Origin of the sequence: Pseudomonas fluorescens (genome assembly GCF_000730425.1) — a bacterium.
GTDB lineage: Bacteria > Pseudomonadota > Gammaproteobacteria > Pseudomonadales > Pseudomonadaceae > Aquipseudomonas > Aquipseudomonas fluorescens_X.
On sequence record NZ_CP008896.1, the window covers coordinates 2,377,660 to 2,396,318 of the forward strand.

The window sequence follows — 18,659 nt, forward strand, 5'->3', positions numbered from 1 at the left end:
AATGCGCTCCTTAACGATGTGGTGTCTGCACCGTCGTCGTCGACGGTGATTAAATGGCAAAACGCCGCGACGGCTGATGCCGGTCGCGGCGCGGGGTATTGCAGCGTCAGGCAAAAATCTTAGTTGATTTCGCCATGGCAGTGTTTGAACTTCTTGCCCGAACCGCACCAGCACGGCTCGTTGCGACCCAGCTTCTGTTCGTTGCGCACCGGTGCCTGGGACAAGGCCACATCGACCTCTTCGCCCAACACTTGTGGCGACTCAAGGCCTGGCGCCTCGTCATGCTGGAACTGCATGCGCGCGGCAAGGGCTTCGGCTTCCTGGCGCAGGCGGGCTTCTTCTTCGATCGGGTCTTCGCGACGCACCTGAACGTGGGACAGCACACGGATCGAATCGCGCTTGATCGAATCCAGCAACTCGGAGAACAGCGTGAACGACTCGCGCTTGTACTCCTGCTTCGGGTTCTTCTGGGCGTAGCCACGCAAGTGGATACCATGGCGTAGGTGGTCCATGGTCGACAGGTGGTCTTTCCACAGGTCGTCCAGCACACGCAGCACAATTTGTTTCTCGAAGGTGCGCAGCGCTTCGGCACTGGCTTGCTCTTCTTTCTCGTTGTACGCGGCCAGCAATTCGGCCATCAGTTTTTCGCGCAGGGGTTCTTCGTACAGGTGATCGTCTTCGTCGAGCCATTGCTGGACCGGCAGATCGACACCAAAGTCGCTCTTCAACGCAGCTTCCAGACCGGCAACATCCCACTGCTCAGGCAGCGACTGTGGCGGGATATGGGCACTGACGGTGGCGTTGAGTACGTCCTGGCGGAAGTCGGCAATGGTCTCGCCGATATTGTCGGCGGCCAGCAACGTGTTACGCATGTGATAAATCACTTTACGCTGTTCGTTGTTGACGTCATCGAACTCCAGCAATTGCTTACGGATATCGAAGTTGCGGCCTTCAACCTTGCGCTGGGCTTTTTCGATGGCGTTGGTCACCATACGGTGCTCGATCGCTTCACCGGACTGCATCCCCAAGGCCTTCATGAAGTTCTTCACCCGATCCGAGGCGAAGATGCGCATCAGGCTGTCTTCCAGGGACAGGTAGAAACGGCTGGAACCGGCGTCACCCTGACGACCGGCACGGCCACGCAGTTGGTTGTCGATACGACGCGATTCATGACGTTCGGACGCGATCACCTGCAAGCCACCGGATTCCAGCACAGCCTGGTGGCGCTTCTGCCAGTCAGCCTTGATCTGGGCGATCTGCTCAGGGGTCGGGTTGTCCAGGGAGGCCACTTCCACTTCCCAGTTGCCGCCCAGCAGGATGTCGGTACCACGACCGGCCATGTTGGTCGCAATGGTCAGTGCGCCCGGGCGACCGGCCTGGGCGATGATCTCGGCTTCTTTTTCGTGGAACTTGGCGTTGAGAACCTTGTGCTCGATGCCTTCCTTGTTGAGCAGGTTGGAAACGTGCTCGGAAGTCTCGATGGTCGCGGTACCCACCAGGATCGGACGGCCCTGGGCCATGCCTTCCTTGATATCGTTGATGATCGCCGCGTATTTCTCTTCGGCGGTCAGGAACACCAGGTCGTTGTAGTCCTTGCGCGCCAGCGGCTTGTTCGGCGGGATGACCATCACCGACAGACCATAGATCTGGTGGAATTCGAACGCTTCGGTATCCGCAGTACCGGTCATGCCGGACAGCTTGTTGTACAGGCGGAAGTAGTTCTGGAAGGTGGTCGAGGCCAACGTCTGGCTCTCGGCCTGGATATTGAGCACTTCCTTGGCTTCGATGGCCTGGTGCAGGCCTTCGGACAAACGACGACCGGGCATGGTACGGCCGGTGTGTTCGTCGACCAGTACCACCTGGCCGTCCTGGACGATGTATTCGACGTTGCGATGGAACAGCTTGTGGGCACGCAGGCCAGCATACACGTGGGTCAACAGGCCCAGGTTGTGTGCCGAGTACAGGCTTTCACCTTCAGCCAGCAGGCCGATCTGGGTCAGCATCTCTTCGACGAACTGGTGACCGGCTTCGTTAAGCTCGACCTGACGGGTCTTCTCGTCGATGGAGTAATGACCTTCTTTGGTCACCACACCTTCCACTTCCTCGATATGTTGCTCAAGGCGCGGGATCAACTTGTTGATTTCGGTGTACAGGCGCGAGCTGTCCTCGGCCTGACCGGAGATGATCAGCGGGGTACGGGCTTCGTCGATGAGGATGGAGTCGACTTCGTCGATCACGGCAAAGTTGAGTTCACGCTGGAATTTTTCTTCCATGCTGAACGCCATGTTGTCGCGCAGGTAGTCGAAACCGAATTCGTTGTTGGTGCCGTAGGTGATGTCGGCAGCGTAGGCGGCGCGCTTCTCTTCAGGCGGCTGGAACGGCGTCACCACGCCGACGGTCAGGCCAAGGAACTCATACAGCGGGCGCATCCAGTTGGCGTCCCGGCGGGCCAGGTAGTCGTTCACCGTCACAACGTGCACGCCCTTGCCGGACAGTGCGTTGAGGTAGACGCCCAGGGTTGCCACCAGGGTCTTGCCTTCACCGGTACGCATTTCGGCAATCATGCCTTCATGCAAGGTCATGCCGCCGATCAACTGGACGTCGAAGTGGCGCATGCCCATGACACGCTTACCGGCTTCGCGGGCAACCGCAAAGGCTTCGGGCAGCAGCTTGTCGAGGGATTCACCTTTGGCTATGCGGGCCTTGAACTCTTCGGTCTTGGCGCGCAACTGCTCGTCCGACAGGGCAACCATCTGCTCTTCGAAGGCATTGACCAGCTGCACCGTCTTGAGCATGCGTTTGACTTCGCGCTCATTCTTGCTTCCAAAAAGTTTCTTTAACAAAGGCGCAAACATATCGGCAGGTTCTTCCACACATTAGGGATGAAGGGGCGCCCCGTAAGTCGCCCGAGCAGCCCTCACGGCCGCATGCGAACGAGCATTCTACCCGGAAACGAGGGTGAGGAAAGTGGCGTTGTTCCACGATGCAGGCACAGCGTTCCGGGAGGGCTTGTTTAAAATAAGGGCTTTTTGCTGAACTTCAACCCATTCGAGCGAGAAGTTACTTATTGATTTAATGGATAAACTGCTGACAAAGCAATGGCCACGGTGCCGCACACGCTTTCTGCTACCATGGCGGCTCTGTTACCTAAGGTGTCTAGACCATGGCATTTCGCCCTCTTACGGCCCGTGCTCCCGCCGTGTTGCTGCGCGAAGCCAAGCCTTTAAAAGCCATCTTTAGCCATGCGCAACGCCTGGGCCACCTGCAACGCCTGCTGGAAAGCCAACTGCAACCTGCGGCTCGCGAGCACTGCCATGTGGCGTCGTGGCGTGAAGGTACGCTGCTGCTGATCGTCACCGACGGGCATTGGGCGACGCGCCTGCGCTATCAGCAAAAACGCTTGCAGCGCCAGCTACAGGCGTTCGAGGTATTTGAGAGTTTGCTGCGCATCCAGTTCAAGGTCCAACCGCCGACCGTACAACAAGGCGCGCAGGGCCATACCCTGGACTTGTCGGTGAGTGCCGCCGAAACCATCCAGGCGACAGCAGACGGGATTGCAGATCCGAAGCTGCGTGCGGCGCTTGAGCGGCTGGCCGCTCATGCCAAACCCAAAACGTAGGAGCTGGCCTGCCGGCGATGGCGCCCGCCAGGACGCCACAGGCACTCAGCCATCATTGACGAGCATTGCCGGCAAGCAGGCTCCTACAAGTGCTACTTGCGCTTGCTACCGCCAAGCAAAGACCCCAGCAGCCCGCGCACCAACTGACGGCCCATCTGGTTCGCCGCCTGCTGCATCGCCGACTTCAGGGCCTTGCCCGCTGTAGTTCCCAGAAACGCCCCGGCCTTGTCAGTGAAACTCGGCTCTTCAGCAGCAGGCGCAGCGCCAGCCTCCGGCCCCAACTCCTTGCGCGCCATCAACACTTCATAGGCTGACTCACGATCAACCGGCTTGTCGTAGCGCCCCAACAGCGATGAACTGGCGATCAATGCCGCGCGCTCGGCGGCGGTCAATGGCCCGATCCGCGATTGCGGTGGCGCTACCAGCACCCGCTGGACCACCTCGGGCGTGCCTTTTTCCTGCAGCGTGCCCACCAGCGCCTCACCGGTGCCCAACTCAGTCAACACTGCCAGGGCATCAAACGCGGGGTTTGGTCGGAAACCATCCGCCACCGCCCGCAGGGATTTCTGTTCCTTGGTGGTGAATGCGCGCAAGCCATGCTGGATCCGCAAGCCCAGTTGCGCCAGCACGTTATCCGGTAAATCCCCCGGCGACTGGGTGACAAAATACACCCCCACCCCTTTTGAACGGATCAGCCGCACCACTTGCTCCAGGCGGTCCTGCAATGCCTTGGGCGTATCGGCGAACAGCAAATGGGCCTCGTCGAAAAACAGTGCCAGCAGCGGCTTGTCGGCATCCCCGCGCTCCGGCAACTGCTCGAACAGTTCCGCCAGCAACCACAGCAGGAAAGTCGCATAGACCTTGGGCGACTCGTGCACCAGACGGCTGGCATCGAGCAGATGAATGCGCCCTCGCCCATCACTGGCCGGCTGCAGAATATCTTCCAGTTGCAACGCCGGCTCGCCGAACAGGGCTTCTGCGCCCTGCTGTTCCAGCACCGCCAGGCGCCGCAGCAAAGCCTGGCTGGAGCCGGTCGTCATGAGGGCCGCGTCATCGCCCAGCAACTGCGGGTTGAACTTGAGATGATTGAGCAGCGCCTTGAGGTCCTTGAGGTCCAGCAGCAGCAAGCCCTCACGATCCGCCACTTTAAAGGCTGCATACAAGGTCGACTGCTGGCTGTCAGTCAGCTCCAGCAGGCTGCCCAGCAGCAGCGGGCCCATTTCGCTCAAGGTTGTACGAAGTGGATGACCGGACTGACCGTGGATATCCCACAACGTTACCGGATACGCCTTAGGCGCATAGTTCAGGAACGGCATGCCGGCGATACGCTCGGCCACCTTGCCCTGGGGGTTGCCTGCGGCACCGAGGCCACACAGGTCACCCTTGATATCGGCAGCGAACACTGCGACGCCAGCATCACTGAACGCCTCCGCCAGCCGCTGCAAGGTCACGGTCTTGCCGGTGCCGGTAGCGCCAGCGATCAGGCCATGGCGGTTAGCCAGGCGCATGGCCTGGGCGATAGGTTGGCCTTCGAGGTCTGCGCCAATAAGAAGTTGCGAGGAGTCAGGCATTTTGTCACCCATGGTTAATCTTTAGCGCTGCACAGTCGATACAGACAAAGCGAGAGACCCAAAAAGTCTAAAAAAGTTAGATCAGATAATTCCTACAGGAGCAGATGGAAATATCACACTTTATTTAACGCTGCCATTTGTGCGTTTCCATAAAAGACGCGCCTCGGACATTAAGACCTTAGCGGACACGACGAGCTATGAATAAAAATCTGCGCTTCAGCCACAAAATCCTGCTTGCAGCCGCCCTTATCGTCATTGCCGCATTTGCGTTGTTTACGCTGTACAACGACTACCTGCAACGTAATGCCATTCGCAACGACCTCAACAGCTATCTACATGAAATGGGCAGCGTTACCGCCAGCAATACCCAGAGCTGGTTGGCCGGGCGCATTGTCCTGGTGGAAAACGCCGCCCAGAACATCGCCATCAACCCCGAACCGACGGTAGTCGCAAGCCTGCTGGAGCAGAAAGCCCTGACGTCTTCGTTCATGGCAACCTACCTGGGGGACAGCAAAGGCGGCTTCATCATTCGCCCGGACGCAAAGATGCCCGAAGGCTTCGATCCGCGCGCGCGCCCCTGGTACAAAGGCGCCCAGACCAGCAATGGCTCGACCCTGACTGAGCCCTATATCGACGCGGCCACCGACCAGTTGATCATTTCCATTGCCACCCCCAGCAGCAAGGCCGGGCAAAGCGTCGGCGTGGTGGGCGGTGACCTGAGCCTGCAAACCCTGGTAGACAACATCGGCGCACTGAACTTCGGTGGCATGGGCTACGCGTTCCTGGTCAGTGCCGACGGCAAGATCCTGGTCCACCCGGACAAAAGCCTGGTGATGAAGACCCTCGGCGAGGCTTACCCGAACCAGCCCATCAAGATCAATGCCGACTTCAGTGAAATCGAGGTGGAGGGCAAGACCCGCATCGTTACCTTCGCCCCGATCAAGGGCTTGCCGTCGGTGAACTGGTATATCGGTCTGTCGGTAGACAAAGACAAATCCTTCGCCATGCTCAGCGAATTCCGCACCTCGGCCATCATTGCCACGGTGATTGCCGTGGCGATCATCATCGGGTTGCTGGGTATGCTGATTCGTGTGCTGATGCAACCGCTGCATGTGATGACCCGCGCCATGGAAGACATTGCCGATGGCGAAGGCGACCTGACACGCCGCCTGACCATCCAGAACCATGACGAATTCGGCATTCTCGGCAAAGCCTTCAACCGCTTCGTGGAGCGAATTCATACGTCGATTCGCGAAGTATCCTCCGCCACCGGCCAAGTCAATGAAGTAGCGCTGCGTGTGGTCAGTGCTTCCAACTCGTCGATGGTCAACTCTGACGAACAGGCCAACCGCACCAACAGTGTCGCGGCAGCGATCAACCAATTGGGTGCCGCCGCCCAGGAAATTGCCCGTAACGCCGCCCAGGCCTCGCACCAGGCCAGCGATGCACGCCACCTGGCCGAAGATGGCCAGCAAGTGGTGGAGCGCAACATCAAGGCCATGACGCAATTGTCCGAGATGATCAGCACCTCCAGCAGCAATATCGAGGCACTTAACAGCAAGACCGTGAATATCGGGCAGATCCTTGAAGTGATCACCAGTATTTCCCAGCAAACCAACCTTCTGGCGCTCAATGCTGCCATCGAGGCGGCACGCGCCGGGGAAGCCGGGCGCGGGTTCGCGGTAGTGGCCGACGAAGTGCGCAACCTGGCCCATCGCACGCAAGAATCGGCACAACAGGTACAAAAGATGATCGAGGAGCTACAAGTCGGCGCCCGAGACTCTGTCAGCACCATGAGCGAAAGCCAGCGTCATAGCCTCGACAGCGTAGAAATCGCCAACCTGGCAGGCGAACGCCTGAGCAGCGTGACCCAGCGCATTGGTGAAATCGACGGCATGAACCAATCGGTGGCCACCGCTACCGAAGAACAGACTTCGGTGGTGGAATCGATCAACATCGATATCACCGAAATCAATACGCTCAATCAGGAAGGCGTGGAAAACCTGCAATCTACCTTGCGCGCCTGCACAGACCTGGAACAGCAGGCAGCACGCCTGAAACAACTGGTGGGGAGCTTCCGTATCTAAACACACCGCAAACCAACTGTAGGAGCCACCTCGCTTGGGCTCGACAGCTCCTACATTCAATCTGCGTTGTTTTTGCCAGAGCCGGGCTTTTCGTGCGGCTCTGACTCTTCCTGCAACTGTTCCCACAACCGGGCCGCGTCGGGAAAGTCCGTGCCGTCGTCGGCATCCAGGGCCTCCGGGTCATAGCGACTCAAACATCCCTCGCCCAGCGTGGCAGGCGCTCGGGAAGTAGCTTTATCCAGGGGATCACTCACCGTTCGCTCCTCATGACTGGCACCAATAAAAAAGGCCTGGGTGATTTAACGCCCAGGCCCTTTTTGCTTCAACTAAAAACAGTCGATCAGAACACTACGGTCTTGTTGCCATGCACCAGCACGCGGTCTTCCAGGTGATAGCGCAGGCCACGGGCCAGAACCATTTTCTCGACATCACGGCCGAAGCGCACCATGTCTTCAATGCTGTCGCTGTGGCTGACGCGTACCACGTCCTGCTCAATGATGGGACCCGCGTCCAGCTCTTCGGTGACATAGTGGCAGGTTGCGCCGATCAGCTTCACCCCACGCAGGGACGCCTGGTGGTACGGCTTGGCACCGACAAACGACGGCAGGAAGCTATGGTGAATGTTGATCACCTTGCCTGCATATTCGCGGCACAGTTCCGGCGGCAGAATTTGCATGTAGCGCGCCAGAACCACGACATCCGCTTCATGCTGTTCGACCAGGCGCGAGACTTCGGTGAAGGCCGGCTGTTTATCCTGCGAGTCGACCGGCACGTGGTAGTACGGAATGCCATGCCACTCAACCATGCTGCGCAAGTCGTCGTGGTTGGAAATCACACAGGCAATTTCACAGTCCAGCTCATCGCTGTGCCAGCGGTGCAGCAAGTCTGCCAGGCAATGGGATTCGCGGCTGGCCATCAGGACCACGCGTTTTTTCTGCTCGGTGTCAGTGATGCGCCATGTCATCGAAAACTCTTCGGCGATAGGCGCAAATGCCTCGCGAAATGCCTCCAGGCCAAAGGGCAACGTGTCAGCACGAATTTCGTGACGCATGAAAAACCAACCACTGAGATTGTCCGAGTGATGACTCGCTTCGGTGATCCAGCCGTTGTGGGAGGCCAGAAAGTTACTGACTTTAGCGACGATACCAACCCGATCCGGGCAGGCAATCACCAGACGAAAAGTGCGCATTAGGGGCAAACTCCAGAACTTCGCAAAGGCCGCTATTCTAGCGACACCGTAGAAAAACTGCAGTATTCCTCATCGCTTATTCGCGCGATTCCTTGCGGAGTCCCTAAACAGCGTACGGCTTTTACCTGAGCACTATGTCAGTACAAGCATCTGTTACCACAATTAGCCAAGATCTAATGAAAATATCTTTAGCGGCCCGAGCGCACTAAATAGTGCGTTCCACGCCTCTGGCTACAAACATTCAAAGTAAATTACATAAAACCGAGCTTAAATGTTTACTTGGGGGAGTTGCCTGACTATTATTAGGCCACTATCCCTATCCCTCAGCGCCCCGCATAAGGTAGTCCACATGTCCCTGATCAACGAATACCGTGCCACCGAAGAAGCTATCAAAGAGCTTCAAGCCCGTTTGAAGAATCTGTCCCAAGACGACAAACTGCAAACCGAGCTGGAATTCGAAGGCAAATTGCGCACCCTGATGGGTGAATACTCCAAATCCCTGCGTGACATCATTGCGCTGCTGGATCCGGAATCGAAAGTTAAAGCACCACGCGGCGCGGTAAAAGTTACCGGCACCAAGCGCGCGCGCAAGGTCAAGCAATACAAAAACCCGCACAACGGTGAAGTGATTGAAACCAAAGGTGGCAACCACAAGACCCTGAAAGAGTGGAAAGCCAAGTGGGGCGGTGACGTGGTTGAAGGTTGGGCTACCCTGCTGGGCTAAGGCTCGCCAGGTCTCGACCAGATTCGCGACACAATAAAAAACGCCAGCACGCTGGCGTTTTTTATTGCCCGTTTTTTATAAAACACCGATTACAGACTCAGACGCTGGCGTAAATCATCTGCATAGTCCTGCCATTCATCCAAAACCTGACGCTGAAACGATGTAGCACTAACGTCCAACTCAAGCCTGGCCTTATTGAAACTCTCAAGGGTATTGGGTGCACCGTAATCCACATCTGACAATCGTTGCTGACAGAATAGTTTCCAGCGTTGTTGCTCTTCATCGTCCAAGGTGTACGCAAAGTTACGGGCACGATAGCGAAACAATAATTCCGGCAAACGATGATCATCAAAAGGCCATTGCTGACGTGCTAATTGCGCAGGCTCCACAGCCCGGACTTGCTCACATAAACGCCGATCCCGGTCACCAATAAAACCGTCGTAGAGCTGTTGCTCCGGGTCGGCGCTTGCGGCGAAATCTTCTTCGGCATAAATCGCCGGCAATTTATCCTGCCAAAGTTCCTGTGCGTCAGTTAGCCGCAGTGCTCGGGCCTGGATTTCACTCATATCCAGGTTCAAACGCTGCTGGTCTTGCGCACGCAACACACTCAGCGGGGCGACCACCGGGCAACGATTGATGTGCACTAACTTGAGCGGCACCGGCAACTCGCCTTCAGCCAACTCATCGCGGCGGGTGTACAGGCGCTGGCGCAGGGTTTGTGCATCCAGATCCAGCAGCCCCTGTGGGTCGAGCCCCAGGTCACAGACAATCAACGCGTTGCGATTGCGCGGATGCCACGCCAGCGGCAGAACAACCCCAAGGTAATGACGCTCGGCCGAGAAACGCCCGGAAATATGCACCATGGGCTGCAACAGGCGGATCTGATCCATGACCCGCTGTTTGCTGCGCAGTTGAAACAACCAATCGTACAGCTTGGGTTGTTTGTCCCGGACCAGGCGTGCCAGGGCAATGGTGGCGCGCACGTCGGCCAGGGCCTCGTGAGCCTGGCCATGGTCAATCCCATTGGCCGCCGTCAAGCGCTCCAGCTTGAGGGTCACGCGCCCGTCCTGCTCGGGCCAGACGATGCCGTCGGGGCGCAGCGCATAGGCTGTGCGCAGCACATCGATCAAGTCCCAGCGGCTGTTGCCGCCCTGCCACTCACGTGCGTATGGGTCGAAGAAATTGCGATACAAACTGTAGCGCGTCATTTCATCGTCAAAACGCAAGGTGTTGTAGCCCGCGCCGCAGGTGCCGGGAGCCGCCAGCTCGGCATGCACCCGCGTCATGAAATCGGCTTCGGCCAGACCTTTTTCCGCCAGTTGGCCAGGAGTAATGCCCGTGATCATGCACGCAGCCGGATGCGGCAGGATATCGTCGCTGGGTTTGCAATAGAGGTTGACCGGCGGCCCTATCTCATTGAGGTCAAGGTCGGTGCGAATCCCGGCGACCTGCAGTGGACGGTCGCTGCGCGGGTTGATGCCGGTGGTTTCGTAGTCGTACCAGAAGATCGAGGTCACGGGCTATTCCTGTGCTGAAGACCGACAAAGTCTAGGCGCTGGACGCTACCCGGGGCCAGTGTCATGTGTACTGGATAAATATTCAGTGAAACCTTGGCGTATTTTCAGGTGTTACTTCCATCGACGACACTGCTAGCATCGGCCTCTCAACTTGCGGGCCAGTTGATGAAGCTGCCCATGTCCAGCCACGCTGCACTGCCAGGGAACGCAATGCCCACTGCACCATTGGACACTCGCTACCAGATCGAAACCCCGGAGGGCATCGACCTGCCCTTGCGCCCCGCCGGGCTGATACCTCGTGCCTTGGCATTCGGCTTCGACCTGGGCTTGCGCGGGCTGATCCTCGGCATCCTGTTCATTGTCCTGGCGTTTCTCGGCAACCTGGGCATCGGCCTGGGCTCGATCCTGCTGTTTCTCGTCAGTTGGTGGTACATGGTGCTGTTCGAAGTGCTCAACCAAGGCAGCTCACCGGGCAAGCAGATCATGGGGCTGCGGGTGGTTCAGGATGACGGCACGCCCATTGGCTGGTCCGCATCCCTGATCCGCAACCTGCTGCGTTTTGTCGATATGTTGCCGTTTGGCTACTTCCTCGGCGCCATCAGTTGCCTGCAACATCCCCACTTCAAACGCCTGGGCGACATTGCGGCCGGCACCCTGGTTGTCTACCGCGAACAGCCCCTGGCCCGTCCCCACTTGCCCCAGGCCGCGGCCTTGCGCCTGCCCTTTGCCCTTGAGCTGAACGAGCAGCGCGCGATCCTTGGTTTTGCCGAACGCCAGGGCGAACTGTCCGCCGAGCGGGCCCATGAACTGGCAGCGATTCTGGCCACGCCCCTGCAGGTCTCGCCCACACGCGCCGTGGAACAACTCAATGGCGTGGCCCGCGGCCTGTTGGGGCCGACATGAAGCAGAGCCTGTTCGAAACCCGTCACCAGCCACACTGGCAGGCCTTTGCCGCACAACTGGCACTGCTTGAACAAGGCAAGGCCAAGACCCAGGACCTGACGCACTTTCCCCATGATTACCGACGCCTGTGCCAACACTTGGCGCTGGCCCAGGAACGGGGCTACAGCAGCTACCTGGTAGACCCGTTGCAACAACTGGCCTTGCGCGGCCATCAACAGCTGTATCGCCATCGCAGTCGTCTTGGTGCCAAGGTCCTGGGTTTCCTGCTGGCAGACTTCCCCCGCACAGTTCGCGAGCAATGGCGCTTCGTGCTGGTCGCCAGCCTGCTGTTCTTTGGCAGCCTGGCCGGCATCGCGCTATTGGTCTACCTGTTTCCCGACCTGATCTACACCATCGTCAGCCCCCAGCAAGTGACCGAGATGCAGGGTATGTACGACCCTGACGCCAGTCGCCTGGGGCGTGCGGCCGAGCGGGCATCGAGTGAGGACTGGATGATGTTCGGCTACTACGTCATGCACAACATCGGCATCGCATTCCAGACCTTCGCCGGCGGCTTGCTGTTTGGCCTGGGCAGCGTGTTCTTCCTGTTCTTCAATGGCCTGATGATCGGCGCCATCGCCGGGCACCTGACTGAAATTGGCTATGGGCAAACCTTCTGGTCCTTTGTCATCGGCCACGGTGCCTTCGAACTGACGGCCATCGCCCTGGCCGGCTCAGCCGGCCTGCAACTGGGTTGGGCGTTGATCGCACCGGGAGCGTTGCCCCGGGGTGAAGCACTGCGACTGGCCGCCCGTACAAGTGTGAAAATGATCTGCGGCGTGATGGTATTCCTGCTGATCGCAGCCTTTATAGAAGCCTATTGGTCCTCCACCACCGCCGTGCGGCCCTGGGGCAAATACCTGGTGGGCGCTGCGCTCTGGGCGATGGTGATCGCCTATCTGCTGTTCGCAGGCAGGAGCCGTCATGCGCCTGAGTGACGCCAGCGTGGTGATCCGTCCCCGCTCCTCGTGGGAGGCCATGGACCTGGGGGTGTTGCTGGCCCGTGAGCACCGCGTGTTATTGATGAGCAGTTGGGCCTTGGTCAGCCTGCCGATGTTTATCCTGATCAGCGTTGTGCTGTGGGACTACCCCTCGGTTGCCGTGCTGCTGTTCTGGTGGTTGAAACCGGCCTTTGAGCGCCTACCGCTGTACATTCTATCGAAGGCGCTGTTTGGCGAGGTGCCCACCCTCAAGCAGGCACTGCGCCAATGGCCTCGCCTGCTCAAGGAGCAACTGCTGGCCAGCCTGACCTGGCGACGCTTTAGCCTCAGTCGCAGCTTTGTCATGCCCGTGGTGCAACTCGAAAGCCTAGGCGGCCTGGCCCGCCAGCAGCGATTGGGAGTGCTGCTGCAACGCAATGCCGGCGCGGCGCGCTGGCTGACACTGATCGGCCTGCTCCTGGAAACAGCGCTGTGGATTGGCTTGATGGCGTTGTTCTATCTATTCCTGCCGCAGCAGGTTGAGCTGGACTGGGACTGGCAGCAACTGGCACTGGCCAGCAGTCAGGACTGGCTCTGGCTGGAGCACCTGAGCAATGCCTTCTACGCCCTGATCCTGGTGTTCTGGGAGCCGATCTATGTGGCGTGTGGATTCAGCCTCTATCTTAACCGGCGCACCGTGCTTGAAGCCTGGGACCTGGAGTTGGTGTTCCGCCGCCTGCGCCAACGCCTGGGATCGGCAGTGGCCCTCCTGCTGCTGACTGTCGGCCTGCTAGTGATCGCGCCAATACCCCAGGCCATGGCCAACCCGCCGGTCAACTCGAAACCGTTGAGCACCACGCAAGCCAATCAATCAATCAAGCATCTGCTGGAACAACCCCCGTTCAAGAATCCGCAAACCGTTACCCACTATCGTTTCAGTGAGGACAAAACCAACAGCAAAACCAAGCCCCCGGGTGATGCCCACTTGCCTGCCTGGCTCAAATCCTTACTGAACAGTCTCAACAGCGACACATTCAAGTCCCTGGCGCTGGTGATGGAGGTGCTGCTCTGGGGCCTGCTGATCGCCGGCATTGCCCTGGTCGCCTGGCACTACCGCGACTGGCTGCACGCCTTCGTCAGCCCTCATCGCGCGCCCCGACCCAAGGTTACGCGGCCCGTGCCGTCACAACTGTTCGGCCTGGACATGGGCGTGGAAACCTTACCCGACGATATTGCCAGTACCGCCGAGCAACTATGGGCCACGCACCCCCGTGAAGCCCTTGGCCTGCTTTATCGCGGCCTGCTTAGCCGGCTGCTGCATGACTTCAACCTGCCACTGAAAAACGCCGATACCGAAGGTCAGGTCCTGGAACATGTGCGTCACTTGCAACAGCCGCAATTGCTCGCGTTCAGCGACGACCTGACCCGACACTGGCAAAACCTCGCCTATGGCCACCGCGTGCCGCCGGCCCTGGCCCAGCAACAGCTCTGTGCCCATTGGCGCAGCTTGTTCGAACGCGAGGCCACGCGATGAGTCGGGCATTGATCTGGCTCGGACTGATCCTGGCTTGCCTGCTGACAGCCGGGGGCTTCTACGCCTGGCACAAGGCGATACCCTACGAAGAAGTGATCGACCGCGGACCGTCACCTGAAGCCCAGGCCAACCCCTACCTGGCGGCCGAGCACTTCCTGCGTCAGCAGGGCCTGGCTGTCGAGCACGCCCGCAGCCTGGAGCGCCTGGCCACCCTGCCCGCCAAGGGTGCCAGCCTGCTGTTGCTCAGCGAGCGCAGCAATATGACCCCACGCCAGGTTGACCAGTTGCTGGAGTGGACCCAGGCCGGCGGTCATCTGCTGTTGGTGGCCGAAGCCATATGGGATGAAGAAACCCAGGACAGTGGTGACCTGCTGCTCGATCGCCTGCAGTTACGCCAGGCCTTCAGCGATGACTTCGATCAGCCTCCCTCCGCTCGCAAGGGCAAGAAGCCGGACCTGACACGGCTCTATGTCGATAACGAAACCGCACCGGCGTTTTTCAGTTTCGACACCGATTTCACCCTGACCGACCCCAGGCACCTGGCACAGTTCTCGGCCAACAGCGCCAAGTCCAGCCACCTGATGCAACTCGATCTCGGGCATGGTCGCGTGACCGTGATCACCGACAGCGAACTATGGAAAGCCCCGGCCATTGGCTTGCACGACAATGCCTGGCTGCTGTGGTACCTGACACAGGGCAGCGATGTCACCCTACTGTCCAACACAGACGTCGAGAACCTGTTTAGCCTGTTGCTACGTTATTTCCCCCAGGCCCTGGTGGCTCTCGCTGCCTTGATTCTGCTGGGGTTATGGCGCGCGGGTGTACGCCTGGGGCCGGTCCAGGCACCGGCGCCGAAAGCCCGCCGGCAATTGCAGGAACACCTGAATGCCAGTGCCGACTTTCTGTTGCGTCGCAGCGGCCAGGGCAGCCTGTTGCAAGCCCTGCAGCGGGACATCCTGCGCACCGCCCGCCGGCGCCACCCCGGATTCGAACAGTTGGACACTGCCGGGCAATGGCTGGCGCTTGAACACCTGACCCGCCAACCCTCTTCCATTATCAGCCAGGCCCTTGGCCCACTCCCGGCAAAGCGGCTTTCCAGTGCTGACTTCAGCCGCCAGGTGGCCAGCCTGCAAACCCTCAGGAATGCCCTGTGATCTGGCACTTGGCATATGTCAGATCTCTGCCATGTTTGGAGCAACCCTTTAGATGTTCTTAGCCTACCCATGAAGGGAGTCTGATGACCGCAACTCTGTCGGATCAGATAACGGGTCCCTCTCCCGATCAATGCAGGCCGCTCGCTGGAGCAGTTTCAAATTAACCCCAACAACTTGCGGCTTGCCTGTTTGATGGAATCAAACTTACCAGCCCTTAACAACACCGACAGCACCACCCGTTACCGAACTGCTGGTACCGATGGCACCACGAAAGGTGAAGACTGTGGATTCATTCATGTAATGGTTAACCCCAAACGCCAGTGCCGATTGACTTTGAACGTTGCCTATCGCCAAACCAGCCTGGGTACGACCAAGGCTTGTTGGCCCGATTCCAATAGCAGACGAAGCCATTGCCATGGCACCAATGGACCGATGCTCACGACGCATCTCGGCATTTTCCTTACGGATGTACGAATAGGCTCCGTCGAGTGCTTCCTTGGCCGAATCAACACGCTGATTGGTGTAGTTGATTGATTGAGTGAGTGTAGTCGCGTCACCACGATTCATTTGATCAACATTGACCGCATCCGTGCCCTGGGTACCGGCAGCCACGTTAACAATCTGACGCTCATTACCTGCCGCCCCCACTGAAACACTGTTGGCCCTGGCAGCTACTGAGTCATTGCCGATCGCGACTGAGTTGGTCCCAGTTGCTTGAGCCGTTTTGCCTACAGCGACAGTTTTAACGCCGTCCTCCGCTCCACGTGCGACTGAATAGTCTTTTGCGCGGTTCAACGTGGTCACATCACCTTCCACCTGGTCTTTACGGATGGCCGCTTCACGCTTATCAGTGTGGGTGTTGGCGTTAGACAATGTGGCCACGTCGCCTTTATCCGCGTAGGCCTTGGCATCGATGACACCGGCATCGGCATGTTTGTTGGCATTGGCCAAGGTAGTCACGTCACCATCTACCTGATCCTTGCGGATTTCGCCTTCACGGTCGGCGGTGTACTGGTTAGCGCTATTCAGCGCTACTCCCACGGAGTTCGTGAGTTGGCTGAGGTTCACTGCATCAGTCCCAACGGTGCCAGCTGCCACATTGGTGATTTGGCGCTCTGCCCCACTACTGCCTACAGATACCGTCTGGTTTCTTGTAGCATTTGAGTTATTACCAAGAGCAACACTATCGTTTAGTCCACCTGCGCTGGCCTTGGCATTAAAACCTACTGCTGTATTGCTAGACGTTAATTCTGCACTGGCCCCTAATGTTGTAGCACCAGGACCAAGTGCCCTTGAGCTCGAGCCGACGGCTGTCGAACCTGCAACCGGTAACGGCGCGGCAGTGCCATTGCCGCCAAATGTCGCACCCAGATCGGCCCCGTAGCTCTCGCATCGCCGCCTACCGCGGTTGTCCCCGCTCCAAGAGCCTGACTATTAGCCCCTATCGCCGTTGGAGCACGAGGAATTGGAGTTCCACGTGGCGGTGTGTCAACGGCGGGGCTCTCTGCTGTTGAAGCAGTGCTACAGGACGCAACTGTTGAAGCTGCACTGTTATGGCCTATGGCAACTGAACAATGGCCTTCTCCGACGGTGTTCGTCCCTACAACGACAGCACCCGCTATAGCTGATGGCACCATAAATGGCATAAACAGAAAAAATACAGCATGAGAAACATTAATCTTATTCATTTAGAGTTCGCATTAGGCTGAAAATTTCTAGCACTACAGGGGACCCTATTAGTGCCATCAAGAAACACATCGGTTATAAATTCAAGTAACAGCTCAACGAAAACGGCAAAGCCATTAGTTACAAAAATAAGATTTCAAAAGTTTTATTTATTGACTTATTACTATGATCACGCGATTTTTTACGCATACCTATAGGAAAATTCACTAGGCGGGGAGTGAAAATTCCATCAAGTTTTTATACTCACATTAAGTGAGTCTCGAAAAGTCATTAAGTGATCGAGAACAAAGCCTTTTTTGCTCTTGATTCATCGCTGTTTCAAAGCGATCAGCCCAAGTGACAATTGCACGTTCGTCACCTTTCCGCCGGCGAGTGCCAATGAGGCAGTCTCGACGCAGATAGCCGGAACTCCTCGCGTACTCCATACAGCTCTGCTTCATTTTTCCAGCAAGGCCCTGATCGACCACTCTTGGTATGGTCGATCAGACTACTTGATGGAATACATAGACTTTAACCCTGTGCTAAAGGCTAAGATGATGTTCCCAAATGCGCGATCTGAGTTAACCAAGGACCTGGCTGGGTCCAATCGACACGCCGGCACCGGGCCTCATTCCTCCTCTGAGCACGCGCAAAAGCTTAAAAACCAGTTAAATCAGGTAAGTGCATGATTTATGGAAGATAAAACGAATCTGACAATTAGCAGGGCACCGGAATCATTGAACGACTCCCCAGTGGATTTACCCAATCCCCTCGACACCGGGCGAGCGACCCAATTGGCCCAGGCGCTGCGTGCTGAATTGCGCAAGGCGGTGATTGGCCAGGACGCAGTGATCGATGATGTACTGACCGCGCTGATCGCCGGCGGCCATGTGCTGCTAGAAGGCGTTCCCGGCCTGGGCAAGACCTTGCTGGTACGAGCCCTGGCCCGCTGCTTTGACGGCGATTTTGCACGCATCCAGTTCACCCCGGACCTGATGCCCAGCGATGTCACAGGCCATGCCGTATACGACCTGCACACCGAGCAGTTCAAGCTGCGCAAGGGCCCGTTGTTCACCCACCTGTTGCTGGCCGATGAGATCAACCGGGCCCCGGCAAAAACCCAGGCTGCCTTGCTCGAAGCCATGCAGGAACGCCAGGTCACCCTCGAGGGCGAAGCCTTGCCCATCGGCCAGCCCTTTATGGTGCTGGCCACCCAGAATCCCATTGAACAGGAAGGCACCTATCCTCTGCCCGAGGCCGAACTCGACCGGTTCATGCTCAAGGTGCGCATGGACTACCCCGAGGCGCAGCAAGAGTTGGATATGGTGCGTGAAGTGACCCGCTCCTCCCGTGCAGACATGCTCGACGTACAGCCATTACGCACCGTGCTGCAGGCCGATGATGTGCTGATGTTGCAGCAGGTCGCCAGTGAACTGGCCCTCGATGAACAGGTGCTCGACTACGCCGTGCGCCTGTCCCGCACCACCCGTAGCTGGCCCGGCCTGGCCCTGGGCGCCGGGCCTCGTGCCTCCATCGCCCTGGTGCGAGGTGCACGGGCCCGCGCCCTGCTGCGCGGTGGCGAGTTCGTGACCCCGGACGACATCAAGGGCTGCGCGCTCGCGGTGTTGCGCCATCGGGTACGCATCGCCCCTGAGCTGGATATCGAAGGCCTGGAGGTGGACCAGGTCCTTGCCCAACTGCTCGACCAAGTACCGGCGCCACGCCAGTGACATGCTC

14 protein-coding genes and 1 pseudogene are annotated in these 18,659 nt (G+C 58.3%); 9 read left to right on the forward strand and 6 right to left on the reverse strand.

Annotated elements, in window-relative coordinates; genetic code table 11:
- Window positions 1-119 precede the first annotated feature (119 nt).
- On the reverse strand, window positions 120-2,855 hold the full coding sequence (gene secA / locus HZ99_RS10420) for a preprotein translocase subunit SecA (RefSeq protein ID WP_038442851.1): 2,736 nt from the start codon (window positions 2,853-2,855) through the stop codon (window positions 120-122).
- Window positions 2,856-3,163: 308 nt separating this feature from the next.
- Here secA and HZ99_RS10425 point away from each other — a divergent pair, with 308 nt between their 5' ends.
- The gene (locus HZ99_RS10425) at window positions 3,164-3,619 is read left to right on the forward strand and encodes a DUF721 domain-containing protein (protein ID WP_038442852.1); all 456 of its coding nucleotides are present in this window, start codon (window positions 3,164-3,166) and stop codon (window positions 3,617-3,619) included.
- Between the two features lie 92 nt (window positions 3,620-3,711).
- On the opposite strand, the gene HZ99_RS10430 is transcribed toward HZ99_RS10425, so the two are convergent.
- Complete coding sequence (locus HZ99_RS10430) at window positions 3,712-5,190, reverse strand: helicase HerA-like domain-containing protein (protein WP_038448042.1); 1,479 nt, start codon at window positions 5,188-5,190, stop codon at window positions 3,712-3,714.
- Window positions 5,191-5,387: 197 nt separating this feature from the next.
- Here HZ99_RS10430 and HZ99_RS29565 point away from each other — a divergent pair.
- Both HZ99_RS29565 and HZ99_RS29570 read left to right on the forward strand, forming a co-directional pair.
- A pseudogene (locus HZ99_RS29565) lies at window positions 5,388-6,419 on the forward strand (cache domain-containing protein); the annotation flags it as partial.
- A 93-nt stretch (window positions 6,420-6,512) separates the two neighbouring features.
- Complete coding sequence (locus HZ99_RS29570) at window positions 6,513-7,277, forward strand: methyl-accepting chemotaxis protein (RefSeq protein WP_404942454.1); 765 nt, start codon at window positions 6,513-6,515, stop codon at window positions 7,275-7,277.
- 56 nt (window positions 7,278-7,333) lie between these two features.
- Here the strand turns inward: HZ99_RS29570 and HZ99_RS10440 are convergent, their stop codons facing one another.
- The gene (locus tag HZ99_RS10440; protein ID WP_038442854.1) at window positions 7,334-7,531 is read right to left on the reverse strand and encodes a hypothetical protein; all 198 of its coding nucleotides are present in this window, start codon (window positions 7,529-7,531) and stop codon (window positions 7,334-7,336) included.
- Between the two features lie 86 nt (window positions 7,532-7,617).
- Window positions 7,618-8,466 carry a formyltetrahydrofolate deformylase gene (gene purU / locus HZ99_RS10445; RefSeq protein WP_038442855.1) on the reverse strand — a complete coding sequence of 283 codons (849 nt, stop codon included), beginning with the start codon at window positions 8,464-8,466 and terminating at the stop codon, window positions 7,618-7,620.
- 349 nt (window positions 8,467-8,815) lie between these two features.
- On the opposite strand from purU, the gene mvaT reads away from it, so the two are divergent.
- Window positions 8,816-9,190 (forward strand): histone-like nucleoid-structuring protein MvaT, encoded by a 375-nt coding sequence (gene mvaT, locus HZ99_RS10450; protein ID WP_029295469.1) that lies wholly within the window; start codon window positions 8,816-8,818, stop codon window positions 9,188-9,190.
- Between the two features lie 89 nt (window positions 9,191-9,279).
- On the opposite strand, the gene sbcB is transcribed toward mvaT, so the two are convergent.
- Window positions 9,280-10,707 carry an exodeoxyribonuclease I gene (gene sbcB, locus HZ99_RS10455; RefSeq protein WP_038442857.1) on the reverse strand — a complete coding sequence of 476 codons (1,428 nt, stop codon included), beginning with the start codon at window positions 10,705-10,707 and terminating at the stop codon, window positions 9,280-9,282.
- 210 nt (window positions 10,708-10,917) lie between these two features.
- Here sbcB and HZ99_RS10460 point away from each other — a divergent pair, with 210 nt between their 5' ends.
- From HZ99_RS10460 to HZ99_RS10475, 4 genes are read left to right on the forward strand one after another with little or no spacing between them, the layout of a single operon-like run.
- Window positions 10,918-11,610: an RDD family protein gene (locus tag HZ99_RS10460; protein ID WP_038448043.1), complete on the forward strand. Its 693-nt coding sequence runs from the start codon at window positions 10,918-10,920 to the stop codon at window positions 11,608-11,610.
- Complete coding sequence (locus tag HZ99_RS10465; protein ID WP_038448044.1) at window positions 11,607-12,587, forward strand: stage II sporulation protein M; 981 nt, start codon at window positions 11,607-11,609, stop codon at window positions 12,585-12,587. The genes HZ99_RS10460 and HZ99_RS10465 overlap by 4 nt, the downstream gene beginning before the upstream one ends.
- Window positions 12,574-14,103: a DUF4129 domain-containing protein gene (locus tag HZ99_RS10470; protein WP_038442858.1), complete on the forward strand. Its 1,530-nt coding sequence runs from the start codon at window positions 12,574-12,576 to the stop codon at window positions 14,101-14,103. The genes HZ99_RS10465 and HZ99_RS10470 overlap by 14 nt, the downstream gene beginning before the upstream one ends.
- Complete coding sequence (locus tag HZ99_RS10475; RefSeq protein WP_038442859.1) at window positions 14,100-15,257, forward strand: DUF4350 domain-containing protein; 1,158 nt, start codon at window positions 14,100-14,102, stop codon at window positions 15,255-15,257. The genes HZ99_RS10470 and HZ99_RS10475 overlap by 4 nt, the downstream gene beginning before the upstream one ends.
- 204 nt (window positions 15,258-15,461) lie before the next feature.
- On the opposite strand, the gene HZ99_RS27740 is transcribed toward HZ99_RS10475, so the two are convergent.
- Entirely contained in the window at window positions 15,462-16,628 is a 1,167-nt protein-coding gene (locus HZ99_RS27740; protein ID WP_404942455.1) for a YadA family autotransporter adhesin, read from the reverse strand.
- 986 nt (window positions 16,629-17,614) lie between these two features.
- Between HZ99_RS27740 and HZ99_RS10485 the strand changes: the two genes are divergently transcribed.
- Complete coding sequence (locus HZ99_RS10485; protein ID WP_235205585.1) at window positions 17,615-18,652, forward strand: AAA family ATPase; 1,038 nt, start codon at window positions 17,615-17,617, stop codon at window positions 18,650-18,652.
- Window positions 18,653-18,659: the final 7 nt, after the last annotated feature.